The organism is Halomonas sp. AOP43-A1-21 (assembly GCF_052376775.1).
Classification (GTDB): Bacteria; Pseudomonadota; Gammaproteobacteria; order Pseudomonadales; family Halomonadaceae; genus Vreelandella; species Vreelandella colorata.
In genome coordinates this window covers 43,355-61,471 of sequence record NZ_JBQSWC010000004.1, presented here as the reverse complement: position 1 = coordinate 61,471, position 18,117 = coordinate 43,355, and the positions used below count along the sequence as shown (strand labels likewise).

The following is an 18,117-nucleotide window of genomic DNA, read 5'->3' as shown; positions in this document are numbered from 1 at the left end:
TTTGTTGTATGAATTGCTGGCGTTGCGATGCCTTACTTTTCCCTTGAATCTGTTCTGATCGTTCACCTTAACAAGGAAAATGGTAGCGCTGTCATGATAGCGCTACCATTACTTCTAGATTACTCTCAGCTTATCGACAAGTTGAACATCAAGGACGTGTGACTAATGTCTAAAGACCTCCCGGCCGCTAACAAGTCACGCCGTCGCTCCGATCAAATCACGCTCAGCCAGGTGGCGCAGGCCGCAGGGGTTTCCCCGATTACGGCATCTCGAGCACTGAACCACCCTGATAAAGTAAGCAACAGTACCCGTCAAAGCGTTTTGGAAAGCGTAGAGCGCCTGGGCTATGTGCCCAACCTGATAGCGGGAAGCCTGGCGTCTTCACGCTCTCGGCTGATTGCCGTCATCGTGCCATCGCTGATCAACAGCGTATTTGTGGAAGTCATCAAAGGCCTGCAGGAAACGCTGGAAGCGCAGGGATATCAGATCCTGCTCGGCAATACTGATTATGATCTGGACCGTGAGTATCAGTTGGTGCGTACGTTTTTAGGCTGGTCATGTTCGGCCCTGGTCACCGCCGGGCTACGCCATAACGATGCATGTCATACGCTCTTAGCCAACTGGGGCCATCCGATCATGGAGGTGATGGAGCTTGGTAACGGCATAGATCTTAACGTTGGGCTGGATCATGTGGCTGCCGGTCGCTGCATGGCCAGCCACCTTGTCGATAGAGGCTACCAGCGAATTGTGTATGTTGGCGCGCGGCTCTCCCATGATTATCGCGCGGGAATGCGCTATGAGGGGCACAAAGCGGTGCTGAAGGCCAAGGGACTGGAGGCCCCCTTGTTAGAAATGGACACGCTGGGCACCCTACAGGCGGGGGCAGAAAGTCTGGCCCAAGTGTTGCAGCACTATCCTGCTACTCAGGCCATCCATTTTGCCAACGACGACCTTGCCGCAGGTGCCCTGCTGGCCGCCCAGCGCCAGGGCCTCCAGGTGCCTGGCGATATCGCCATTGCGGGCTTCAACGGCTTACCGCTAGGTCAACATATCACCCCAAAACTTACTACTATCCTCTCTCCACGCGAAGACATGGGCCGCCTGGCCGCGCAAGAACTCATTCGCAGGTTAAGCGGCAAAAGCGTTTACCGCCGCCAGCACGACGTGAACTTTACGCTTCAGGTGGGCGAGAGTACGTAGGCTGGCCCCTTGCTGGCCTGGGCCGATGTTACCGCTGCAATGATAGGTAGCGATGTGTCATCCGTGTCCGCTCAGCAGCGCGTGGCGTTCAATCCAACCAGCCTATAAACTCAACAGAGCGAGCCGCCGAGAGTTTGCAATTTTATTGCCTTCAACACCTAGTTTCCAAAAAGGACGGACGCTATGCGCGATGACGAAAAATATACCAATAACGAAGAGCTCCTGCTTCACCTTCAAAAGCTTTTAGACATCCCAGAAACAGCAGCTCTACACGAGTTTTTCACTGAACTCGATACGTTAGACATTGCGCGAACACTTGAATCCTTCCCGGCCAAAACACGCGATTTTCTTTGGGAGTTTATTCCGGACGAGGTGATCGGCGAGGTTCTCGCGGAAGTTGACGAAGATATTCGTGCCGACTATATCGAAGATTTATCGGCCAGTGACGTTGAGCAAATTGTTAAAGGCCTGGATGCTCAAGAGGTTGCAGAAGTACTGGACGTTGCTGCTGAGTCCATAAAAACCAGCGTCTACGCCAGTCTGGACCAAGAGATTCGCGCCCAGGTCGAAAATCTTCATGCCTATGAGGATGATGTAGTGGGTCGTTATATGGACCCAGAAACCGTTAACGTAAAACAAGGCGTGTCGTTGGAAGCTGTGCAACGCTATATCCGAATTCATCATTTGCTTGACGATGAGTCGCAGCAGATCATGATCACCGATAAGGATAAGCGGTTACTAGGCACCTTAACCCTCATTGATTTAATCAAGCAGCCGCAGGATGCCGTGGTTGATGATTACATAAATGTTTTTTTTACCCTTAATGACCAAATGAAAGTCAGCGATGCGGCGGCGCTGCTGCGCTCCAAAGAACTTCACTTTGTACCCGTATGCGATAGCGACGGCTTATTGGTCGGACAACTAAACGCCGCCGACGTATTAGAAATCACCCAGGATGATGCCGACATGACGCTTAAGCATATGTCAGGCGTCAGTGATGAAGAGGAAGTCTTTACCCCGATTATGCGCAGTGCCAAAAGCCGAGGCATTTGGCTGGGTATCAATTTATTGACCGCTTTTCTAGCAGCGTTTGTTATCGGGCAATTTGAGGCCGTGCTGGAACAAATTGTGGCCCTGGCCATTTTGATGCCGGTAGTCGCAAGCATGGGAGGTATTGCTGGTAGTCAGACGCTGACCGTTGTTATACGCGGTTTAGCGCTGGGCCAGCTCGCAGGTAACAATAAACGCTGGCTCTACAATAAAGAGCTATGGGTAGGCATGTGTAATGGCCTGGTTTGGGCATTAGTGGTCGGGCTAATTGCCTATGTTTGGTTTAGCGACCCTCTGATCACGCTGGTGATAACCCTGGCAATTTTTATCAACATGAGCCTGGCTAACATCGCAGGCGTACTGGTCCCCCTAGTCTTGAAAAGACTTCAGATTGACCCCGCTTTATCGGGTGCAGTGATCTTGACGACCGTAACCGATGTGGTTGGTTTTCTATCCTTTTTGGGGCTCGCCACGTTGATTATACTGTGAGCGTAGCTTACCAAGAAGGTAGGTGGGATACAGACCTATTCGCCTGCTAGTATTTATCTCGCACATACCTCAACGTGATTGAAAACCCTGCATAATGCAGGGTTTTTCACATTAAATGCTGTACTTTTCCGCGACTGCCAAGGAATTGCCGTGCTCCCTGATTACTCAACTATCGCTTGGCTGTTAATCGTATTTTCCGTTTACTTAACAGGTGTTTCCAAAGGGGGCTTTGCCGGTGGTTTCGGCACACTCTCGGTACCGCTGATGGCACTGGCGATCAGCCCCACCCAGGCGGCTGGCCTTCTGCTGCCATTGCTGCTAGTAATGGATGTGTTTGCGGTAAAGGCGTGGTGGGGCAAGCATGATATGGCCGAAGTATGGCGATTTTTGCCGGGCCTACTGGTTGGCGTAGCGGTGGGCACGCTGCTATTTGACCGTCTGAGCGAACAGGGAATACGCCTGGTGCTTGGGGGGATATCGCTGTTGTTTGCCACCTATATGCTGTTCAAGCCAGTGGCCAAAAAGCCCATTTCCACCCGCTGGGCGCTGCCTGCCGCCAGCGTATGTGGTTTTACCAGCTTTATTGCTCATGCCGGTGCCCCACCGTTGAATCTTTATCTGCTGCCACGCAAGCTCCCCAAAGAGACGTTTATTGCCACTTGCGCCGTCTCATTTGCGGTAGTTAATGCGATCAAACTAGGTCCGTATCTGTGGCTGGGAGAGGTAAACGTCACCAGCGCCTGGGCCTCACTACTGCTGGTACCTATCGCCTGGATCGGCGTACGTAACGGCTTTTGGCTGCAAAGCCGCGTCAATGAAAAGCTGTTTTATCAGCTGGTCATTCTTGCGATGTTTTTGGTGGGAGGCAACTTGGTTTGGCAGGCCATATTTTAATGAGCCGGTACAATACTAGTTATCGTTTTTAGCGTAAAACAAACATGCTCGCCGTTAACCACGGAGTTTCAATCTTCCTTAACGTTAACTATTATCTCGGTATTCTTTGCCTTTACAGAAGACGTTAACGCTTAGGAAGTATATGATATTGGATCAATATTATTACCGCCCGCTACGCTGACAGCGAATGAGGAGACCACATGACGGGCCTATCATCCCCAAGCGATTCGCTTTATATGGCACTCACCAACGAGCTGCCAGCTTTTTTGAGTAAGTCGCTTTTGCAATGTAAAAGCCTGCCTGCTTTACCGTCTGTTGCGCTTCGGGTACTTGATATAGCCCGCTCCTCTCGAGCAACTTTAAATGATTACGCCAAGGCAATTGAGCACGACCCTGCGCTTACTATGCGCCTGGTTGCACTGGCGAACAGCGCCTATTACGCGCGCGCCTCAACTTCCATCCATACCTGTATAGAAGCCATGCAACGCTTGGGTTTAAATGCCACGTTGGCAGTGGTGCTGGGCTTTACCCTGTTTCAATATGCCCAAGGAGGCAATTATCGTAACCGGACGTGGCAGCGGGCTATCACTTCAGCCCTGGTAGCCCGTTATCTAGCTGAGCAGCTATGTCCTGACAAAAGTGGCAGTACATTTACCCTGGCGTTATTACAAGATATTGGCATATTGGCGCTGCAAGCCGCTTACCCTGAGGAAGCGGAAGCGTTATACGCAGATACTGCGCTATCGCATGGTGAAATAACATTGTCAGAGCAGGCATATTTTGGCTGTGACCATACGCTGGTTGGCGCATGGCTGGCAGCCAAGTGGGGGATGCCCGACCATACTGTTATGACCATACGCCAAAGCCATGAAAGCTTTCTATTGAACGACAAAGCGTTACTCTGTATTCGCTTGTCGGGGCCAATTGCTGATGCCTGGTTATCAAGAAGCCCAGCGTCGCAGCTAGCTGCAGTGCTTTATCAGTTAAAGACGGTTAGCTATATCAGTGCATTGAAAATTGATGAAGTGTTGCATAATGTTCAACAGCAAACTGACATACTTGCCAATGCGTTGAATATGACTACGTCCGTTGAGGTCGATAGCATGACCCTGTTGGCGGAAGCTCACCAGTTGCTCTTCCAACATACGCTAATGCTGAGTTCCCAACTAGAAGATCAAAAACAAGCCCTAGCCTCTTTACGCTACCCTGATGAAAATCAAAAAGAGCATAGTCGGTGGGATGCCTCTCTCAAGGGCCAGCGTTCAGGCTTAATCCGCAGGCCGAAAAACAAATAGCCGTATCCCCTTAAGCTTATTCACCAACAGACCGCGCGATCGCGGCCTGTCAGGTTAACTATTCATCGCATAAGGCAGATAAAGCGCTATTGCGGGAAAAACATGCATCAAGGCAATCGCCAGCAGCATCAGTAGGAAAAAAGGCAGCGTTGCGCGTGTGATGGTTAAAATATCCTTGCCGGTCAGGCCCTGAATAACAAACAGGTTAAAGCCCACAGGCGGGGTAATTTGCGACATTTCCACCACAACCACCAGATAAATACCAAACCAGATAAGGTCGAACCCCGCAGCGCTGACCACCGGCATGATAATCGCGGTCACCAGCAAAATAAGTGAAATGCCGTCTAAAAAGCAGCCCATAATCAGCAAGAGCACGGTCAGGGCGATGAGCAGCATGGTGGGTGATAATCCCATTTCACCAATCGCGCGGGCCAACTGCATGGGCACTTGGGTAAAGCCCATCGCGGAGGTAAGAAACGAGGCGCCGGCAATAATAAACGCGATCATGCACGCCGTGCGAATAGCCGCGAATAGTGAGCTTTTAAATATCTGGCTCGTAAAGTGACCGTTCCAGCGGGCAATCGCCATGGATAGTACGACCCCGACCGCCGCGGCTTCGGTGGGTGATGCAAGCCCGCCGTAGATCGAGATGATGATACCGCCAATCAACAGTAGAATTGGCATTAACGCCCATGTGTTACGCAGCTTCTCAGCGAAGCTCATGTCAGACTCATCTTCGCCGGTAAGGCCTTCTCGATTACCTTTAATCAATGCCCAGAGTATGAGGTAGGCCATAAACATCGCCAGAATCATCAGGCCTGGGCCCACGCCCGCCATAAATAGTCGTGAAATCGATTGCTCGGTCACGACACCGTAAACAATCAGCATGATGGAAGGCGGGATCAGCAGGCCTAACGTCGAGGCACTCGCCAACGTACCAATAGCCATATTGCTGTCATAGCCGCGGCGTTCAAGCTCCGGCAGAGTCATTTTACCCACGGTGGCGCAAGTAGCGGCAGATGAGCCACACACCGCTGCAAACATACCGCTACCGATAATATTAGTATGCAGCAAACGCCCAGGTAAGCGGTTGAGCCAGGGCGAAAGCCCGCGAAACATATTATCCGCAAGCCCAGAGCGGAACAGGATCTCGCCCATCCAGATAAACATCGGCAGCGCCGTTAAATCCCAACCATAGCTCGCCCCCCAAAAATCAGACGCAAGAATCGGCCCTGGGTCAAACGAGCTAAAAAATGCCAGCGCTACCCACGCGGTACCGATTAGGGCAAAAGCGATCCACACGCCCCCGCCCAGCAAAAGCAATAACGTAAAAATCGTTGCCAAACTGAGTGTTAACACAAGGTCTTCTCCAACATAACGTGGCCAAGCAGTGCTGGCAGAGAGTTAGTGCATTTCGCTGTCATCGGTGGACATCGCTTCGCGAAAACTAGATGGGTCACGCGTTGCTATCCGCAGTGCAATAATCAGCGCCTCGATAAGAGCCAGGCTAAGCAGTCCTACGCTGATGACCAGGACGCCTTGAGGTATCCATAACGGTATGGATAAAAAACCCGATGAGACATCGTTGTATTGAAGGCTTTCTCTTGCCAACCCAATCAGGCCATAACCGAGTATTAAGCTAATCGCTAAAGCAATCAGCAGACCGGCCACTTCAAACCACACCCGAATGGCGGAAGGCAGCCGTGAAATCAAAAGCGTCACGCGAATATGGGCGTGATGCACAAAGGTATATGCCAAGCCCAGGAAGGTGGCGCCCACCAATAAATAGGCCGCCATCTCGGAAACACCGGTAATACTGATGCCGAGGCGGTTTAGCCCTACCAGTATCAACAGCGCATCGATGGCTCGAAAAGCTACCTGCAGTGCAATGAGGGCACAAATCGCGATCATACACACCGCGGCACCCCAAGCACCTAGACGGTAGAGTCTGTCGAATTTAAACGTCATGTTCGTTATCTCACCGAGCGCGTGGGTAAAAAGAGGCGGCCAATGCCGCCTCCGTAAAGGGCTTATGCCGTTTAGTTGCCTTGCTGCTCCCGGTAACCTTCCAAGGCAGCTTCTGCTTCGTCATCAGCACGGCTCAGCCAATCCTGAAAGAGCTTGTCGCCCGCATCCTGAAGAGCCGCGGCGACTTCTTCATTCGGGGTCGATACGGCGATGCCGTTCTCTTCAAGTGCAGCGAGGCTCGCATCGTTATCGTCACGACTCATCTGCCAGCCGCGCTCTTCAGCGCGTTCAGCCGCTTCCATCAAGGCGTCCTGAGTCGCCTCATCCAGACGATCAAAACTGCGCTGGCTGATAAACACGATGTTTTTCGGAAGCCATAAGTTGGCGTCGGTGTAATAGGACACGTAGTCCCACGCCGTCATGGAATTACCCGTAGAGCTTGACGTGATCATGGCGTCTACACGGCCGGTACTGAACGCAGTGGGGATGTCTGACTCTTCGGTTTCGGTGGGGCTACCGCCGAGGTTATCCACAAACCGTTGGGTATTGATATTAGGCGCCCGCACTCGTAAACCTTCAAACTGCGCAGGGTCTGTCAGCTCATTGGCGGTATAAATTCCCTGCGCTGGCCAAGCAACGGCGTAAAGCGGAATCAAGCCTTCGTAGGCAAATAGCTCCGTAATCATAGGCTTAGTGGCTTGCCATAGCGCGTAAGCATCATCGTAACTGCCAGCCACGCCGGGCAGCGTATCCACCTCAAAAATCGGGTCGTCGTTGGACAGCACCGACATGAAAACTTCACCAGCATCAATCGTGCCACGGCGTACCGACGGCTTGATTTCGCCGTGGGAGACGAGCGAGCCACCGCTATGCACGGTGATGGTCAGTTCGCCATCGGTTGCTTCAGCAACATCTTCAGCAAACTGTTTAGTATTTTTGGTGTGAAAGCTGGCATCACCGTAGGGTGTTGCCATGTTCCATTCAGCCGCTTGGGCAGAAGCTGTCGCTGCCAAGCCATAGGCGGTAGCAAACAGTAGGGGGGTCGCAATGCGCATACGCATGGAATAAGTCCTCTTATTCATATTAGTGGAGTGGTTACGTTGGGAGTGGTTACGGGGGCACCCGGTTGAATCCAGTGCCCAGAAAATAACGCATTGGTCATCTCGACACGGCGTTCCTGCGCGTAGGCACAGGCCGTTTTTTGGGCTAAACGGCCAACGCCTCGACAAAAGCGGGGATGATTGGCACGACGCCATATCACATCATAGTTCATCGCCGGTAGCGGCACCGGTAACGCCAGACGCAAAAGCTCGCCACGCCGCCACTCATCAAGCACCGTGGCTACCGGCAGCGCACCAATGCCCAAGCCTTCCATCGTCATGCGCGCAATGGTCATCAGGGTGCTAACGCTATGAATACGCGGGCTGGTAACGCCCTGCTCGGCCAGATACTGGACCAGCTCTTCGTAGGGTCGAGCCAACTTGCCAAACGAAATAAACGGCAGCTTTTTGCACCAAGTCTCAGCGTTCTCACTGAGCATCTCTGCATGGCGTGGAGATACGAACATGCCCATTTCGTACGGGCTTAACGCTTCGTATTCGATCTGCTTGGACGGTAGGTAGCCATTCATTGCCAGTAAAATATCCAGCTCGTTATTCATCAGCCGCTCGTTGAGCGCCGGCGAGTAATCCACCGTAAGCTCGATGGTTAACCGCGGATAACGTTCGGTGAGTTGACGCATGAACTCAGGGAACCAGCTGTGAGCAATAGTTTCGATAGTGCCTAACCGAAGAGGTGCCGAATAATCCTCTTCACTGTCGAAGAGTTTCATGGCTTCATCGCGCTGGCTGAGCATGCGCTCGGCATGCAGGAAAAATTCACGCCCGCGCATTGTAGGTTGCACCGGGCGGGCGGAGCGCTCAAGCAGCAGCTCGCCTACCGTTGCCTCTAGACGCGAGATACGCTCTGAGACCGATGGTTGGGTCAGATGCAGGCGCACGGCTGCCTTACGAAAAGACCCTAACTTGACGGCCCAAACAAAGGCTTCAAGTTCTTTGAAATCGAGCATAATGTTGCCTAATCCACACATACAATGACCAACAGACACCGACGCTGCTTATCGAAGCGCATCGACTCACAAAGCAGACGTCTGGCCCGCAGAGCGAGCTATCCCTGCAATGTAATTTCAAGTCCAACGCTGACAGTAAACCGCCCCGTTGATGGTGCGTGGCTGGCAAGTGCATGATTCACTCCGGAAAACGCTTTTTTATCGACCTGTTATTGTGAGTAGCTTAGGTCAAACACGCGCTTTTCTTTATTTTATATCGAGAGCTTTTATTTAGTTGATAATAGCATTACTCCCTATCGTCAACTATTTTTCTAAGAAATAACAATACGATAGAAGATGCCGATATTAAGTATCGTGAAAAACGATTGGCAAGTGAAAGAACCTCTCCCCTATATTAGTTTGGTTTGAATAACGCATCCCAAATAACCCTCGTGATAATAATTGGAGTCGTTATGGTCATCCCCCTACTCAACTGCGACATGGGCGAAAGCTTCGGCAACTGGACACTTGGCCTTGATGCTGAGGTCATGCCTTACGTTGACTGTGCCAATATCGCCTGTGGTTACCACGCCTCCGACCCCCACGTTATGCGTCACACCGTGGCATTAGCGGCCCAGCATGGCGTGCGCATTGGTGCCCACCCAGGCTATCCCGACTTGATGGGTTTTGGGCGGCGCACCATGGCCTGCTCGGCGGCTGAAGTCGAAGATATGATTCTTTATCAGGCGGGCGCGCTTGCCGGTATTTGTCGCGCCGAGGGTAGCGAACTTAGCTACATCAAGCCGCACGGCGCCATGTATAACGATATGGCTGCCAACCTTGAGCTGCTGGAAGGCGCAATGCGCGCCGTGCGAGCGTTTGACGCACGCCTTCCGCTGGTGGTGATGGCCACCGCCGATCCCGAGCCACACCGTGAACTAGCCGCTAAAATGGGCATCACGCTCTGGTTTGAGACCTTTGCCGACCGCGCCTATGAGGCCAACGGTCACTTGGCATCGCGCCGCTTGGCGGGTGCAGTTCATCACGACCAGGCGACTATCGTGGCCCAGGCCATTGCGCTGGCCAAGGGCGAAGCCTTGACCGCACGTGATGGCACAGCGCTTCATCTGCCCTGCGATACGCTCTGCGTGCATGGCGACAACCCCGAATCAATTGCGGCCGTACGGGCCATCCGTGATGCCTTCAAAGCGTTGGAGTCCGCGTGAAACTGCGTCTTGAAACCGCTGCCATGGATGCGCTGACAGTACGTCTGTTCGATGCGATCGACGAGCGCAACATGGCCTGGGTCATGGCGGCCGACACCGCCCTGCGTCACGCTTTTGGCGATGCGCTAATCGACCTTGTCCCCTCTTACACGACGTTGTTGATTCATTACGATTGTCGGGCCATGGACTTTGTCGAGGCCACGGCCCTTGCCCGCGAAGCGCTGAAAAACTTGCAGCCCGCTGATACCCAAAACGGCCAGTTGCATGAGATTCCGGTGTGGTACGACGAAAGCGTTGGCCCTGAGCTGCCACAGGTGGCCAAGCGTGCGGGGTTAAGCGTTGAACAGTTGATCGAGCGTCACTGCGGCCACGACTACAGCGTGTTCGCCCTTGGTTTTGCTCCTGGCTATGGGTTTATGGGGCTAGTGGATGAAAGCCTGACTACGCCACGCCTAAAGACACCACGACGTCGCGTAGCCGCCGGAAGCGTAGGCATCGCTGACCGGCAGACGGCCATCTACCCGCTGCTCTCACCCGGTGGCTGGAATATTCTGGGCCGCACGGCGGTTCCCCTATTCGAGTACGCCCGGCGCGGTGAGCCGCTATTTCGCCCCGGTGACAAAGTACGCTTCACGTCCATCTCCAGAGCTGAGTTTGAAGCCGCCGGCGGCGATACCACACCACTGGAGGAGCGCGCATGAGCCAGGGCAGCATGATCGTCAAACAGGCCGGGCCGCTTGCCCTGATTCAGGACGCGGGGCGCTTCGGCGTGGGCCACCTGGGCGTTACCCAGAGTGGCGCTGCCGACTGGATCTCCTATCACTGGGCGAACTGGCTGCTAGGCAATCCGGCCAATAGTGCAGCGCTGGAAATCGTCATGGGCGGCAACCTGACATTAGAAGCCGACAGCGACGTCTGCCTTGCGCTGGCCGGGGCCGATCTCGATGCCCGCATCAACGGCGAGCCTCTCGCCCCTAACGCGTGCTTTACTCTCAAAGCCGGGCAGTGCCTGACGTTTCGCCAGCCGTGCGTCGGGCTACGCGCTTATCTGGCATTTCCCGGCGGGCTGCAGGCCCCCGAGGTACTCGGTAGCCGTGCCTGCACCGCGCGGGAAATGATTGGTGGCCTGCATGAAGACGGCAAGCCACTGCAAACTGGCGATCAACTAAGCTGGCAAGGCGATGCGCTGTCTCCCCGCCAACTGCCTGACAATGCCGGTTTGCCCATGCCACAAAAGCGCTGCCAGCTTCCTCTGGTGCTGGGCTCCCAAGTAGCCCACTTTGCCGGGCGCAGCCTTTATCAGGCGTTCAACCAACCGTGGACGGTCGACCAACGCGCCGACCGTATGGGCATTCGGCTGACCGGCCAAGCGCTTAAAAGCAAATTGGAAGGCGTGGTTTCAGAAGGCATTCCCTTGGGCGCGGTACAAATCCCCCCCGATGGCCAGCCGATCGTCCTGATGAATGACCGCCAGACGATTGGCGGCTACCCCCGCATCGGCGCACTCACCCCCAGTGCCTGCGCGCTGCTTTCCCAGTGCCTACCCGGCACACAAGTCTGGCTGTATCCGGTAAGTGCTACCCAGGCTCAGGTTACTCACCGCCGCCAGCTGGCGGTGTGGGAGTAAATAACAATAGGCACCGAGCAGGTGCCTATTGACCAGTACACTTTTCTAAATCATCCACAATCCGCTCAAACTGGATAACCTACACGGCCGCTTCCTTAGATAAGGGGGCATTAGTCTGAGTCCCCTTCTTACGTTCCAGCACTTCACTAATTGCGCTCAGGAATGCTTCCGCAGAGGCTGTATGCGGCGTGGTCAAAAGACTTACACCAACGAAGAGCACCGTCGCCACCACAATTCCCCAAATGCCGGCAGGCAAACCCAACAGCGAATTACCCGTGGCATACATCACCAGCACGAACACACTGGTACCCAATACGCTTGCCAATGCACCCGCTGCGGTGCCTCGCTTCCAGTAAAAAGCCCCGATAATCGCCGGCACCATTGCTACCAGGCCTGATGAAGCCGCGACAGAGAGCACGGCGATCAAATCCAGCTGCAGTTCGGCGAAGCCCAGTGCCAGCAAGGCAATAACCGGAACGACAATTTTGCCCATTAGCAACTGACGCTTTTCACTCACATTCGGTTTGGCGTTGGCAAAGACATCCCGGGACAGCATTGAGGCAAGGGTTAACATGATCGAATCGATCGTTGAAACGGCAGCGGCCATGATGCCGATCATAACAATGACACCCAACACTGGCGGTACAAAGTCAGAGGCCAAAAGCGTCGGTGTGGCGAGATCGGCACGCGCAAGATCGGGAAACGCCGCCAGTGCCGAGAAACCCCAGAGCACTGACACCAGCGTATAAATAAAGCCAAACACCAAAAATCCAATCAGCATCTGGCGCATAGCGGGCAACGACGCAGGCATGAACAGACGCTGGCTTACCTGCGGGTTGGAAAGGCTAAAAAAGAACCAGGGAATACTTAGCCCCAAAAAGGTAACCAGACTAAAAAGCCCTGGCCCTGGAACGGTCAAGGCAGCGGGATGCTCAGCCTCAAGCGTACCAAACAGACCGCTAAAACCACCCAGCCCTTGAATGACCAAAAAAGCGACCAGCGTTGAGGCGACAATCATCATCAGCGCTTGTAACGAGTCGGTCCACATCACCGAGCGAATACCGGCAATATAGGAAAAGAAAACGGCAATTACCGTCGCCATGACCACCCCAGTGGTGAACGTGATGGCGCCATCCGTCATTCCTTCCAGAAGATAGCCCACTCCGGCCAACTGAACGGCAGAGTAGGGGATCAGAAAGATGCAGCTGGCAATCGCAACGGCCATGGCGACAGGCTTACTGTTATAGCGATGCCCAAGCATTTCACTTGGCGTTACAAAGCCAAATTTTTTGCCGACAGCCCAAAAACGCGGACCGAAAACAGCTACCAGGGAAACGCCTGCAAAATAAATAATTTCAAAGCCCAGCGCGCCGACGCCACCGGCGTAGGTTAGCCCCGCCAGCCCCACCATCATAAAAGCGCTATAGGTGGTTGCGCTGTAGCTAAGCGCCGAGACAAATCCGTTCATCTGCCGGTTACCCAGGAAATATCCCGACATACTGTTCGCAGCCCCCTGCCGCGAGAGAACCGCAATACCGACCGCTATCAGTAGGTAGAGGGCAATGGCCCCCCAGATCATCGCCTCAGTCACGATCGTGTTCCTTAAAATCCCGGGTAATAAAGATATTGAGCGCAATCACCACGAGCCCAGCGCAAGCCCAGAAGAGAAAGCTGCCGTACCAGGCTGCAGTGTTTGTCAGAAGGGTGTAGGGCACTACGCAGCTGAGCAGTACCACTAGCCAAACGGTCATTATCCACTTGCCTCGTTTCACGATTCACCTTGGGTTGTCAAAGCTGGGAGAAGCATGTGCAGTGTCGCTATTAGCGCATGAATAATCATTTGTTTCTGCACGGTATGCACCGGTTAAAAACTAACATTTCATTCAAGTTGGCGCACAAACAGTCGTTATTAAGACGTACGCCAGTAACTAAAGCTGTTTCTGCGCCATAAAAAAAACACGCGCGCATTAGCATTGACCCTGACGGTCATCTTTCTATCTACTGAGGCTCTAAATGAGTAAGTTTTCCCATCTATCATTAACACAAAAATTGCTGAGTGCAGTCGCTCTTCCTTTACTGATTGTTGCCGTCATTCTCGGCGTTATTGTCAATCAGCAGCTCAACCAAGCTATCCCTGACCTGATCGACAATGCCGGTACACGGCAAGTTGAGGCACGCGCCGACGAGATAGGCCGCTGGATCAACGGTTACCGTAACTGGAATGCGGTGCTGGCCAAGGATGAGCGTCTCGCCGAAAACGTTCCTGTCGCCTCACACCTTGATTGGCTCGCCAAACGCTACCCGCCGGGCGGCACCATCGAGTCGCTTTTTTTCTCTAATGCCTCGGGCGACACGATAACCCATGCTGGCGTGCCGCTAGACATCTCGGAACGTTCCTACTTCAAGACACTCATTTCTGAAGGCAGCCAGGATAGCCTGCTTGTCGACCCGGTGATCTCCATGGTCAGCGGACTGCCAACGGCGTTAGTAGTCGATACCGTTTTCGATGAACGCGGCAATCGCGCAGGGCTACTCGGCATCACCGTGTCCATGGCGGCTGTGTCTGATATCACCTCGGCAATCAATGTCGGCGACGGGAGCTACGGCTGGCTTATTGACAGCCAGGGTCAGGTCATTGCCCACCCGGTAGAAGAGTATCGCATGTCGCTGAACTATACCGACGCCGACCGCACTCAGGGGTATCAGGGGTTGGATGCGCTGAGTCAGTCAATTCTCAGCGGCGCCCCCGGTTCCGGTGAAATCACCATGCCCAGTGGCGAACGTACCCGGCTTATGTGGAGTCCTGTGGAAGGTACCTCCTGGGTTGTCGGCGTGACCGTTCCGATGTCCGCTTTTACCGCCGTAACCAACAGCTTGCTGAAATCCCTGCTGCTGGCGGGCGGGTTGCTGCTGATATTGCTTCTCGTGGTAGTTGCCTATGCGGCACGCCGCTCGCTTGCGCCAATCAAGCATACGGCTAGTGCCATGGCCGATATTGCTCAGGGCAAGGGTGATCTGACTCGCCGTCTGGAGGTTAAATCACAAGACGAGATCGGTGATCTGGCGCGCGGTTTCAATGCGTTCGTTGAGCGTATGCAGGGCACCCTTCAGGAAGTGCGCCATAACGCCCAAACGGTACTCGCTGGTGCCAGCGACATGGCGGATGGCACTCATGAGCTTTCCTCACGTACCGATCAGGCTGCGGCCAACATCCAGGAAACCTCCGCCTCTATGGAGGAGATCCACTCAACGGTGGCGCACACGTCGCAAGCGTCTGAGCAGGCCAATGGCCTGGCGATTGAAGCCGCAGGCGCTTCCAAACGCGGCACTGAATCCATGACCCAGATGGAAAGCAAGATGGGCGCGATCAGCGAGTCGTCCAACAAGATCAGCGATATTATCGGCCTGATCGACTCCATCGCCTTCCAAACCAATATCCTGGCGCTTAACGCCTCGGTCGAAGCCGCAAGAGCCGGTGAGCAGGGGCGCGGCTTTGCGGTAGTGGCCAACGAAGTACGTACGCTAGCCAGTCGCTCGGCAACTGCTGCTCAAGATATCCGCGCGCTGATCGATGTGTCGGTTAATCATGCCAAGGAAGGCAACCATATCGTTAAATCTGCCGCCCAGCAGATGCAGGAAATTCATCGCAGCATCACTCAGGTGTCTGACGTGATTGGTGAAATTACCGCTGGCGCCCGCGAGCAAACCGCAGGTATCGAACAGGTCAATACCGCCGTTGCGGAAATGGATACCATGACGCAGCAGAATGCTTCCATGGTTAGCCAGAATGCCTCCCTTGCCGCGCAGATGCGTAACAACGCCGAGCGCCTGGCTCAGTTGATGAGCGAGTTTATTTTGGGCGATTCACAGCCGCTAGCTATCTCCACAAGCGCTACTCCCCCAGCAAGCAGCCCTCGCTTACCGGCCGCCTCCCCTGCGCCTTCAACGCTCAAGCCCAGAAAGGCCGTCGCCGAGCCCGAGTGGGAAGCGTTTTAAACCTTTTCTTCTACCCTAAAAAAGCCCGCATCTTTCGATGCGGGCAAGACTGGGTACATCAATGGTACTTACTGCTCACGCGCCCTTTCTGGGGCGCGTGACGTTACGCTAGATCAAACCGATCAGCGTTCATTACTTTTGTCCAGGCGGCAATAAAGTCGCGGGCAAATTTCTCGACGTGATCATCCTGCGCATAAATTTCGGCATAGGCACGCAGAATCGAGTTGGAGCCGAACACCAGGTCCACACGGGTGGCGGTCCATTTCACCTGACCGGTTTGACGATCACGAATCTCATAATGGTCGCCCGCCGGGTGCCAAGTATTGGCCATATCCACCAGGTTGACGAAGAAGTCGTTGGTCAGTGCGCCTTCGCGCTCGGTGAACACGCTGTGCCTGATGTTTGTGTGATTAGTGCCTACGTGGTTGGTGCCTAATACGCGCATGCCACCTACCAGTACGGTCATTTCCGCTGCGGTCAGGCCGAGCAGCTGGGTACGGTCCAGCAGCATCTCTTCGGGGCTGACCACGTAGGTATCTTTCTGCCAGTTGCGAAAGCCGTCGGCCAGCGGCTCAAGCACCTCGAACGACTCGGCGTCGGTCATCTCATCCGTTGCATCACCGCGGCCGGGGGCAAAGGGCACCGTGGCGCTTAAGCCTGCGGCTTTTATCGCCTGTTCAATGCCTACGTTGCCCGCCAGCACGATGGTATCGGCAAGGCTTGCGCCACTTGCCTGGGCGATGGGCTCAAGCACGGCCAGCACTCGGGCCAAGCGTTCGGGTTCGTTGCCCTCCCACTGGTTTTGCGGTGCCAAGCGGATACGTGCGCCGTTGGCGCCGCCGCGCATGTCAGAGCCACGATAAGTGCGTGCGCTGTCCCAGGCAGTGTTGACCATATCGCTGATACTCAAACCGCTGGCGGCAATACGCGCTTTCAGGGCGTCAACGTCGTAGTCGGCTGGCCCTGCGGGCACCGGGTCCTGCCAGATCAGGTCTTCCTGAGGTACGTCCGGGCCTGCGTAGCGTACTTTCGGGCCCATGTCGCGGTGAGTCAGCTTGAACCAGGCGCGGGCGAAGACATCATCAAAGTACGCCGGGTCCGCCATGAAGCGCTGGCAGATTTCGTTGTAAATTGGGTCGACCTTCATGGCCATATCGGCATCGGTCATGATCGGCATGCAGCGGATGGAAGGGTCTTCCACGTCTACCGGCATATCTTCTTCTTTAATGTCGACAGGTTCCCACTGCGAAGCACCGGCGGGGGATTTTCTCAGCGCCCATTCGTGGCCAAACAGCATCTCGAAGTAGCCCATGTCCCACTGCGTCGGGTTCTTGGTCCAGGCGCCTTCAATACCGCTTACCAGAGTATCACGGCCAATGCCACGCCCCTTGGTTTTCATCCAGCCAAGGCCCTGAAGCTCGGGGCCAGCCGTTTCGGGCTCCGGGCTTAGATCGCCGGGCGTGCCGTTACCGTGGCACTTGCCGATGGTGTGGCCACCAGCAGTCAGGGCAACCGTCTCTTCATCGTTCATCGCCATGCGCTTGAAGGTTTCACGCACCTGGGCGGCGGTCTTGAGCGGGTCGGACTGTCCGTTCACGCCTTCCGGGTTCACGTAGATCAGACCCATCTGCACGGCGGCCAGCGGGTTATGCATGGTATCGGGCTTTGCCACGTCGCCGTAGCGGCTGTCGGAAGGCGCCAGCCACTCTTTTTCAGCGCCCCAGTAGGTGTCCTTTTCAGGGTGCCAGATATCCTCGCGACCGAACGCGAAGCCGAAGGTTTTCAAACCCGCGACTTCATAGGCCATGGTGCCGGAAAGAATCATCAAATCGGCCCAGGAGATTTTGTTGCCGTACTTCTTCTTGATCGGCCACAGCAGGCGGCGGCCTTTATCGGTATTGGCGTTATCCGGCCAGGAGTTGAGCGGCGCAAAGCGCTGATTGCCGGTGCCGCCACCACCGCGTCCGTCGGCCAGGCGATAAGAACCTGCCGCATGCCAGGCAACCCGGGCAAACATGCCTACGTAGCTTCCCCAGTCGGCTGGCCACCACTCCTGGCTTTGGGTAATCAGTTGGCGAAGGTCCGCTTTCAGTGCCTCAACATCCAGTGTTTCGAGCGCTTCGCGATAGTTAAAATCTTCACCCAGCGGGTTCGTCTTGGTATCGTGCTGGTGCAGGATGTCCAGGTTCAGGGCGTTAGGCCACCAGTCGGTGTTGGACTTGCTGGCGGCTGTGTTACCGCCGTGCATTACCGGGCATTTACCACTCATGCGTTCGTTTCCCCTTATTGCTCTTACCCCTGGCGTGACCAGAGGAACACTCAATG

General features: G+C 54.6%; 15 protein-coding genes. 8 read left to right on the top strand and 7 right to left on the bottom strand.

The genetic code is table 11. The features are described 5' to 3' along the window. Window positions 1-165 precede the first annotated feature (165 nt). From ACT3R7_RS03665 to ACT3R7_RS03650, 4 genes are all read left to right on the top strand, one after another. A complete protein-coding gene (locus ACT3R7_RS03665; protein ID WP_193091130.1) occupies window positions 166-1,200 on the top strand; it encodes a LacI family DNA-binding transcriptional regulator in 1,035 nt (344 codons plus the stop codon). Window positions 1,201-1,383: 183 nt separating this feature from the next. Continuing rightward, the gene (gene mgtE / locus ACT3R7_RS03660) at window positions 1,384-2,739 is read left to right on the top strand and encodes a magnesium transporter (RefSeq protein ID WP_193091131.1); all 1,356 of its coding nucleotides are present in this window, start codon (window positions 1,384-1,386) and stop codon (window positions 2,737-2,739) included. 150 nt (window positions 2,740-2,889) lie between these two features. After that, window positions 2,890-3,633 carry a sulfite exporter TauE/SafE family protein gene (locus ACT3R7_RS03655; RefSeq protein WP_193091132.1) on the top strand — a complete coding sequence of 248 codons (744 nt, stop codon included), beginning with the start codon at window positions 2,890-2,892 and terminating at the stop codon, window positions 3,631-3,633. Between the two features lie 200 nt (window positions 3,634-3,833). Next, the gene (locus ACT3R7_RS03650) at window positions 3,834-4,928 is read left to right on the top strand and encodes an HDOD domain-containing protein (RefSeq protein WP_193091133.1); all 1,095 of its coding nucleotides are present in this window, start codon (window positions 3,834-3,836) and stop codon (window positions 4,926-4,928) included. Between the two features lie 54 nt (window positions 4,929-4,982). Here ACT3R7_RS03650 and ACT3R7_RS03645 read toward each other — a convergent pair whose 3' ends face one another. The 4 genes from ACT3R7_RS03645 to ACT3R7_RS03630 all read right to left on the bottom strand — a co-directional run bounded on the left by ACT3R7_RS03645 (window position 4,983) and on the right by ACT3R7_RS03630 (window position 8,964). Next, window positions 4,983-6,287 carry a TRAP transporter large permease gene (locus ACT3R7_RS03645; RefSeq protein ID WP_193091134.1) on the bottom strand — a complete coding sequence of 435 codons (1,305 nt, stop codon included), beginning with the start codon at window positions 6,285-6,287 and terminating at the stop codon, window positions 4,983-4,985. Window positions 6,288-6,332: 45 nt separating this feature from the next. Next, on the bottom strand, window positions 6,333-6,896 hold the full coding sequence (locus ACT3R7_RS03640; RefSeq protein WP_192536670.1) for a TRAP transporter small permease: 564 nt from the start codon (window positions 6,894-6,896) through the stop codon (window positions 6,333-6,335). A gap of 71 nt (window positions 6,897-6,967) precedes the next feature. Continuing rightward, window positions 6,968-7,957, bottom strand: coding sequence for a TRAP transporter substrate-binding protein (locus tag ACT3R7_RS03635; RefSeq protein WP_192536671.1), 990 nt, complete (start codon window positions 7,955-7,957; stop codon window positions 6,968-6,970). A gap of 17 nt (window positions 7,958-7,974) precedes the next feature. Beyond that, a complete protein-coding gene (locus ACT3R7_RS03630) occupies window positions 7,975-8,964 on the bottom strand; it encodes a LysR family transcriptional regulator (RefSeq protein WP_192536672.1) in 990 nt (329 codons plus the stop codon). Between the two features lie 452 nt (window positions 8,965-9,416). Between ACT3R7_RS03630 and ACT3R7_RS03625 the strand changes: the two genes are divergently transcribed. From ACT3R7_RS03625 to ACT3R7_RS03615, 3 genes are read left to right on the top strand one after another with little or no spacing between them, the layout of a single operon-like run. Then, window positions 9,417-10,169, top strand: a complete 753-nt coding sequence (locus ACT3R7_RS03625; RefSeq protein WP_193091135.1) for a 5-oxoprolinase subunit PxpA — start codon at window positions 9,417-9,419, stop codon at window positions 10,167-10,169. Beyond that, window positions 10,166-10,870, top strand: a complete 705-nt coding sequence (locus ACT3R7_RS03620; RefSeq protein WP_192536674.1) for a 5-oxoprolinase subunit B family protein — start codon at window positions 10,166-10,168, stop codon at window positions 10,868-10,870. The genes ACT3R7_RS03625 and ACT3R7_RS03620 overlap by 4 nt, the downstream gene beginning before the upstream one ends. After that, complete coding sequence (locus ACT3R7_RS03615) at window positions 10,867-11,796, top strand: 5-oxoprolinase subunit C family protein (protein ID WP_193091136.1); 930 nt, start codon at window positions 10,867-10,869, stop codon at window positions 11,794-11,796. The genes ACT3R7_RS03620 and ACT3R7_RS03615 overlap by 4 nt, the downstream gene beginning before the upstream one ends. A gap of 79 nt (window positions 11,797-11,875) precedes the next feature. Here the strand turns inward: ACT3R7_RS03615 and ACT3R7_RS03610 are convergent, their stop codons facing one another. Together ACT3R7_RS03610 and ACT3R7_RS03605 are read right to left on the bottom strand one after the other, a co-directional pair. Next, entirely contained in the window at window positions 11,876-13,387 is a 1,512-nt protein-coding gene (locus ACT3R7_RS03610; RefSeq protein WP_193091137.1) for a sodium:solute symporter family protein, read from the bottom strand. Then, window positions 13,380-13,547, bottom strand: coding sequence for a hypothetical protein (locus tag ACT3R7_RS03605; RefSeq protein ID WP_225735999.1), 168 nt, complete (start codon window positions 13,545-13,547; stop codon window positions 13,380-13,382). Before ACT3R7_RS03605 ends, ACT3R7_RS03610 begins: the two co-directional genes overlap by 8 nt. A gap of 262 nt (window positions 13,548-13,809) precedes the next feature. Here ACT3R7_RS03605 and ACT3R7_RS03600 point away from each other — a divergent pair, with 262 nt between their 5' ends. Next, a complete protein-coding gene (locus tag ACT3R7_RS03600; protein WP_193091138.1) occupies window positions 13,810-15,792 on the top strand; it encodes a methyl-accepting chemotaxis protein in 1,983 nt (660 codons plus the stop codon). Window positions 15,793-15,895: 103 nt separating this feature from the next. Here ACT3R7_RS03600 and katG read toward each other — a convergent pair whose 3' ends face one another. Beyond that, a complete protein-coding gene (gene katG, locus ACT3R7_RS03595; protein WP_193091139.1) occupies window positions 15,896-18,061 on the bottom strand; it encodes a catalase/peroxidase HPI in 2,166 nt (721 codons plus the stop codon). Between the last annotated feature and the right edge of the window lie 56 nt (window positions 18,062-18,117).

Coding starts and splice junctions, on each gene's coding strand:
- ACT3R7_RS03600 (WP_193091138.1), top strand. CDS start 13,810: ATGAGTAAGTTTTCCCATCTATCATTAACACAAAAATTGCTGAGTGCA.
- ACT3R7_RS03625 (WP_193091135.1), top strand. CDS start 9,417: ATGGTCATCCCCCTACTCAACTGCGACATGGGCGAAAGCTTCGGCAAC.
- ACT3R7_RS03605 (WP_225735999.1), bottom strand. CDS start 13,547: ATGACCGTTTGGCTAGTGGTACTGCTCAGCTGCGTAGTGCCCTACACC.
- ACT3R7_RS03635 (WP_192536671.1), bottom strand. CDS start 7,957: ATGCGTATGCGCATTGCGACCCCCCTACTGTTTGCTACCGCCTATGGC.
- ACT3R7_RS03665 (WP_193091130.1), top strand. CDS start 166: ATGTCTAAAGACCTCCCGGCCGCTAACAAGTCACGCCGTCGCTCCGAT.
- ACT3R7_RS03650 (WP_193091133.1), top strand. CDS start 3,834: ATGACGGGCCTATCATCCCCAAGCGATTCGCTTTATATGGCACTCACC.
- katG (WP_193091139.1), bottom strand. CDS start 18,061: ATGAGTGGTAAATGCCCGGTAATGCACGGCGGTAACACAGCCGCCAGC.
- ACT3R7_RS03630 (WP_192536672.1), bottom strand. CDS start 8,964: ATGCTCGATTTCAAAGAACTTGAAGCCTTTGTTTGGGCCGTCAAGTTA.
- ACT3R7_RS03640 (WP_192536670.1), bottom strand. CDS start 6,896: ATGACGTTTAAATTCGACAGACTCTACCGTCTAGGTGCTTGGGGTGCC.
- mgtE (WP_193091131.1), top strand. CDS start 1,384: ATGCGCGATGACGAAAAATATACCAATAACGAAGAGCTCCTGCTTCAC.
- ACT3R7_RS03615 (WP_193091136.1), top strand. CDS start 10,867: ATGAGCCAGGGCAGCATGATCGTCAAACAGGCCGGGCCGCTTGCCCTG.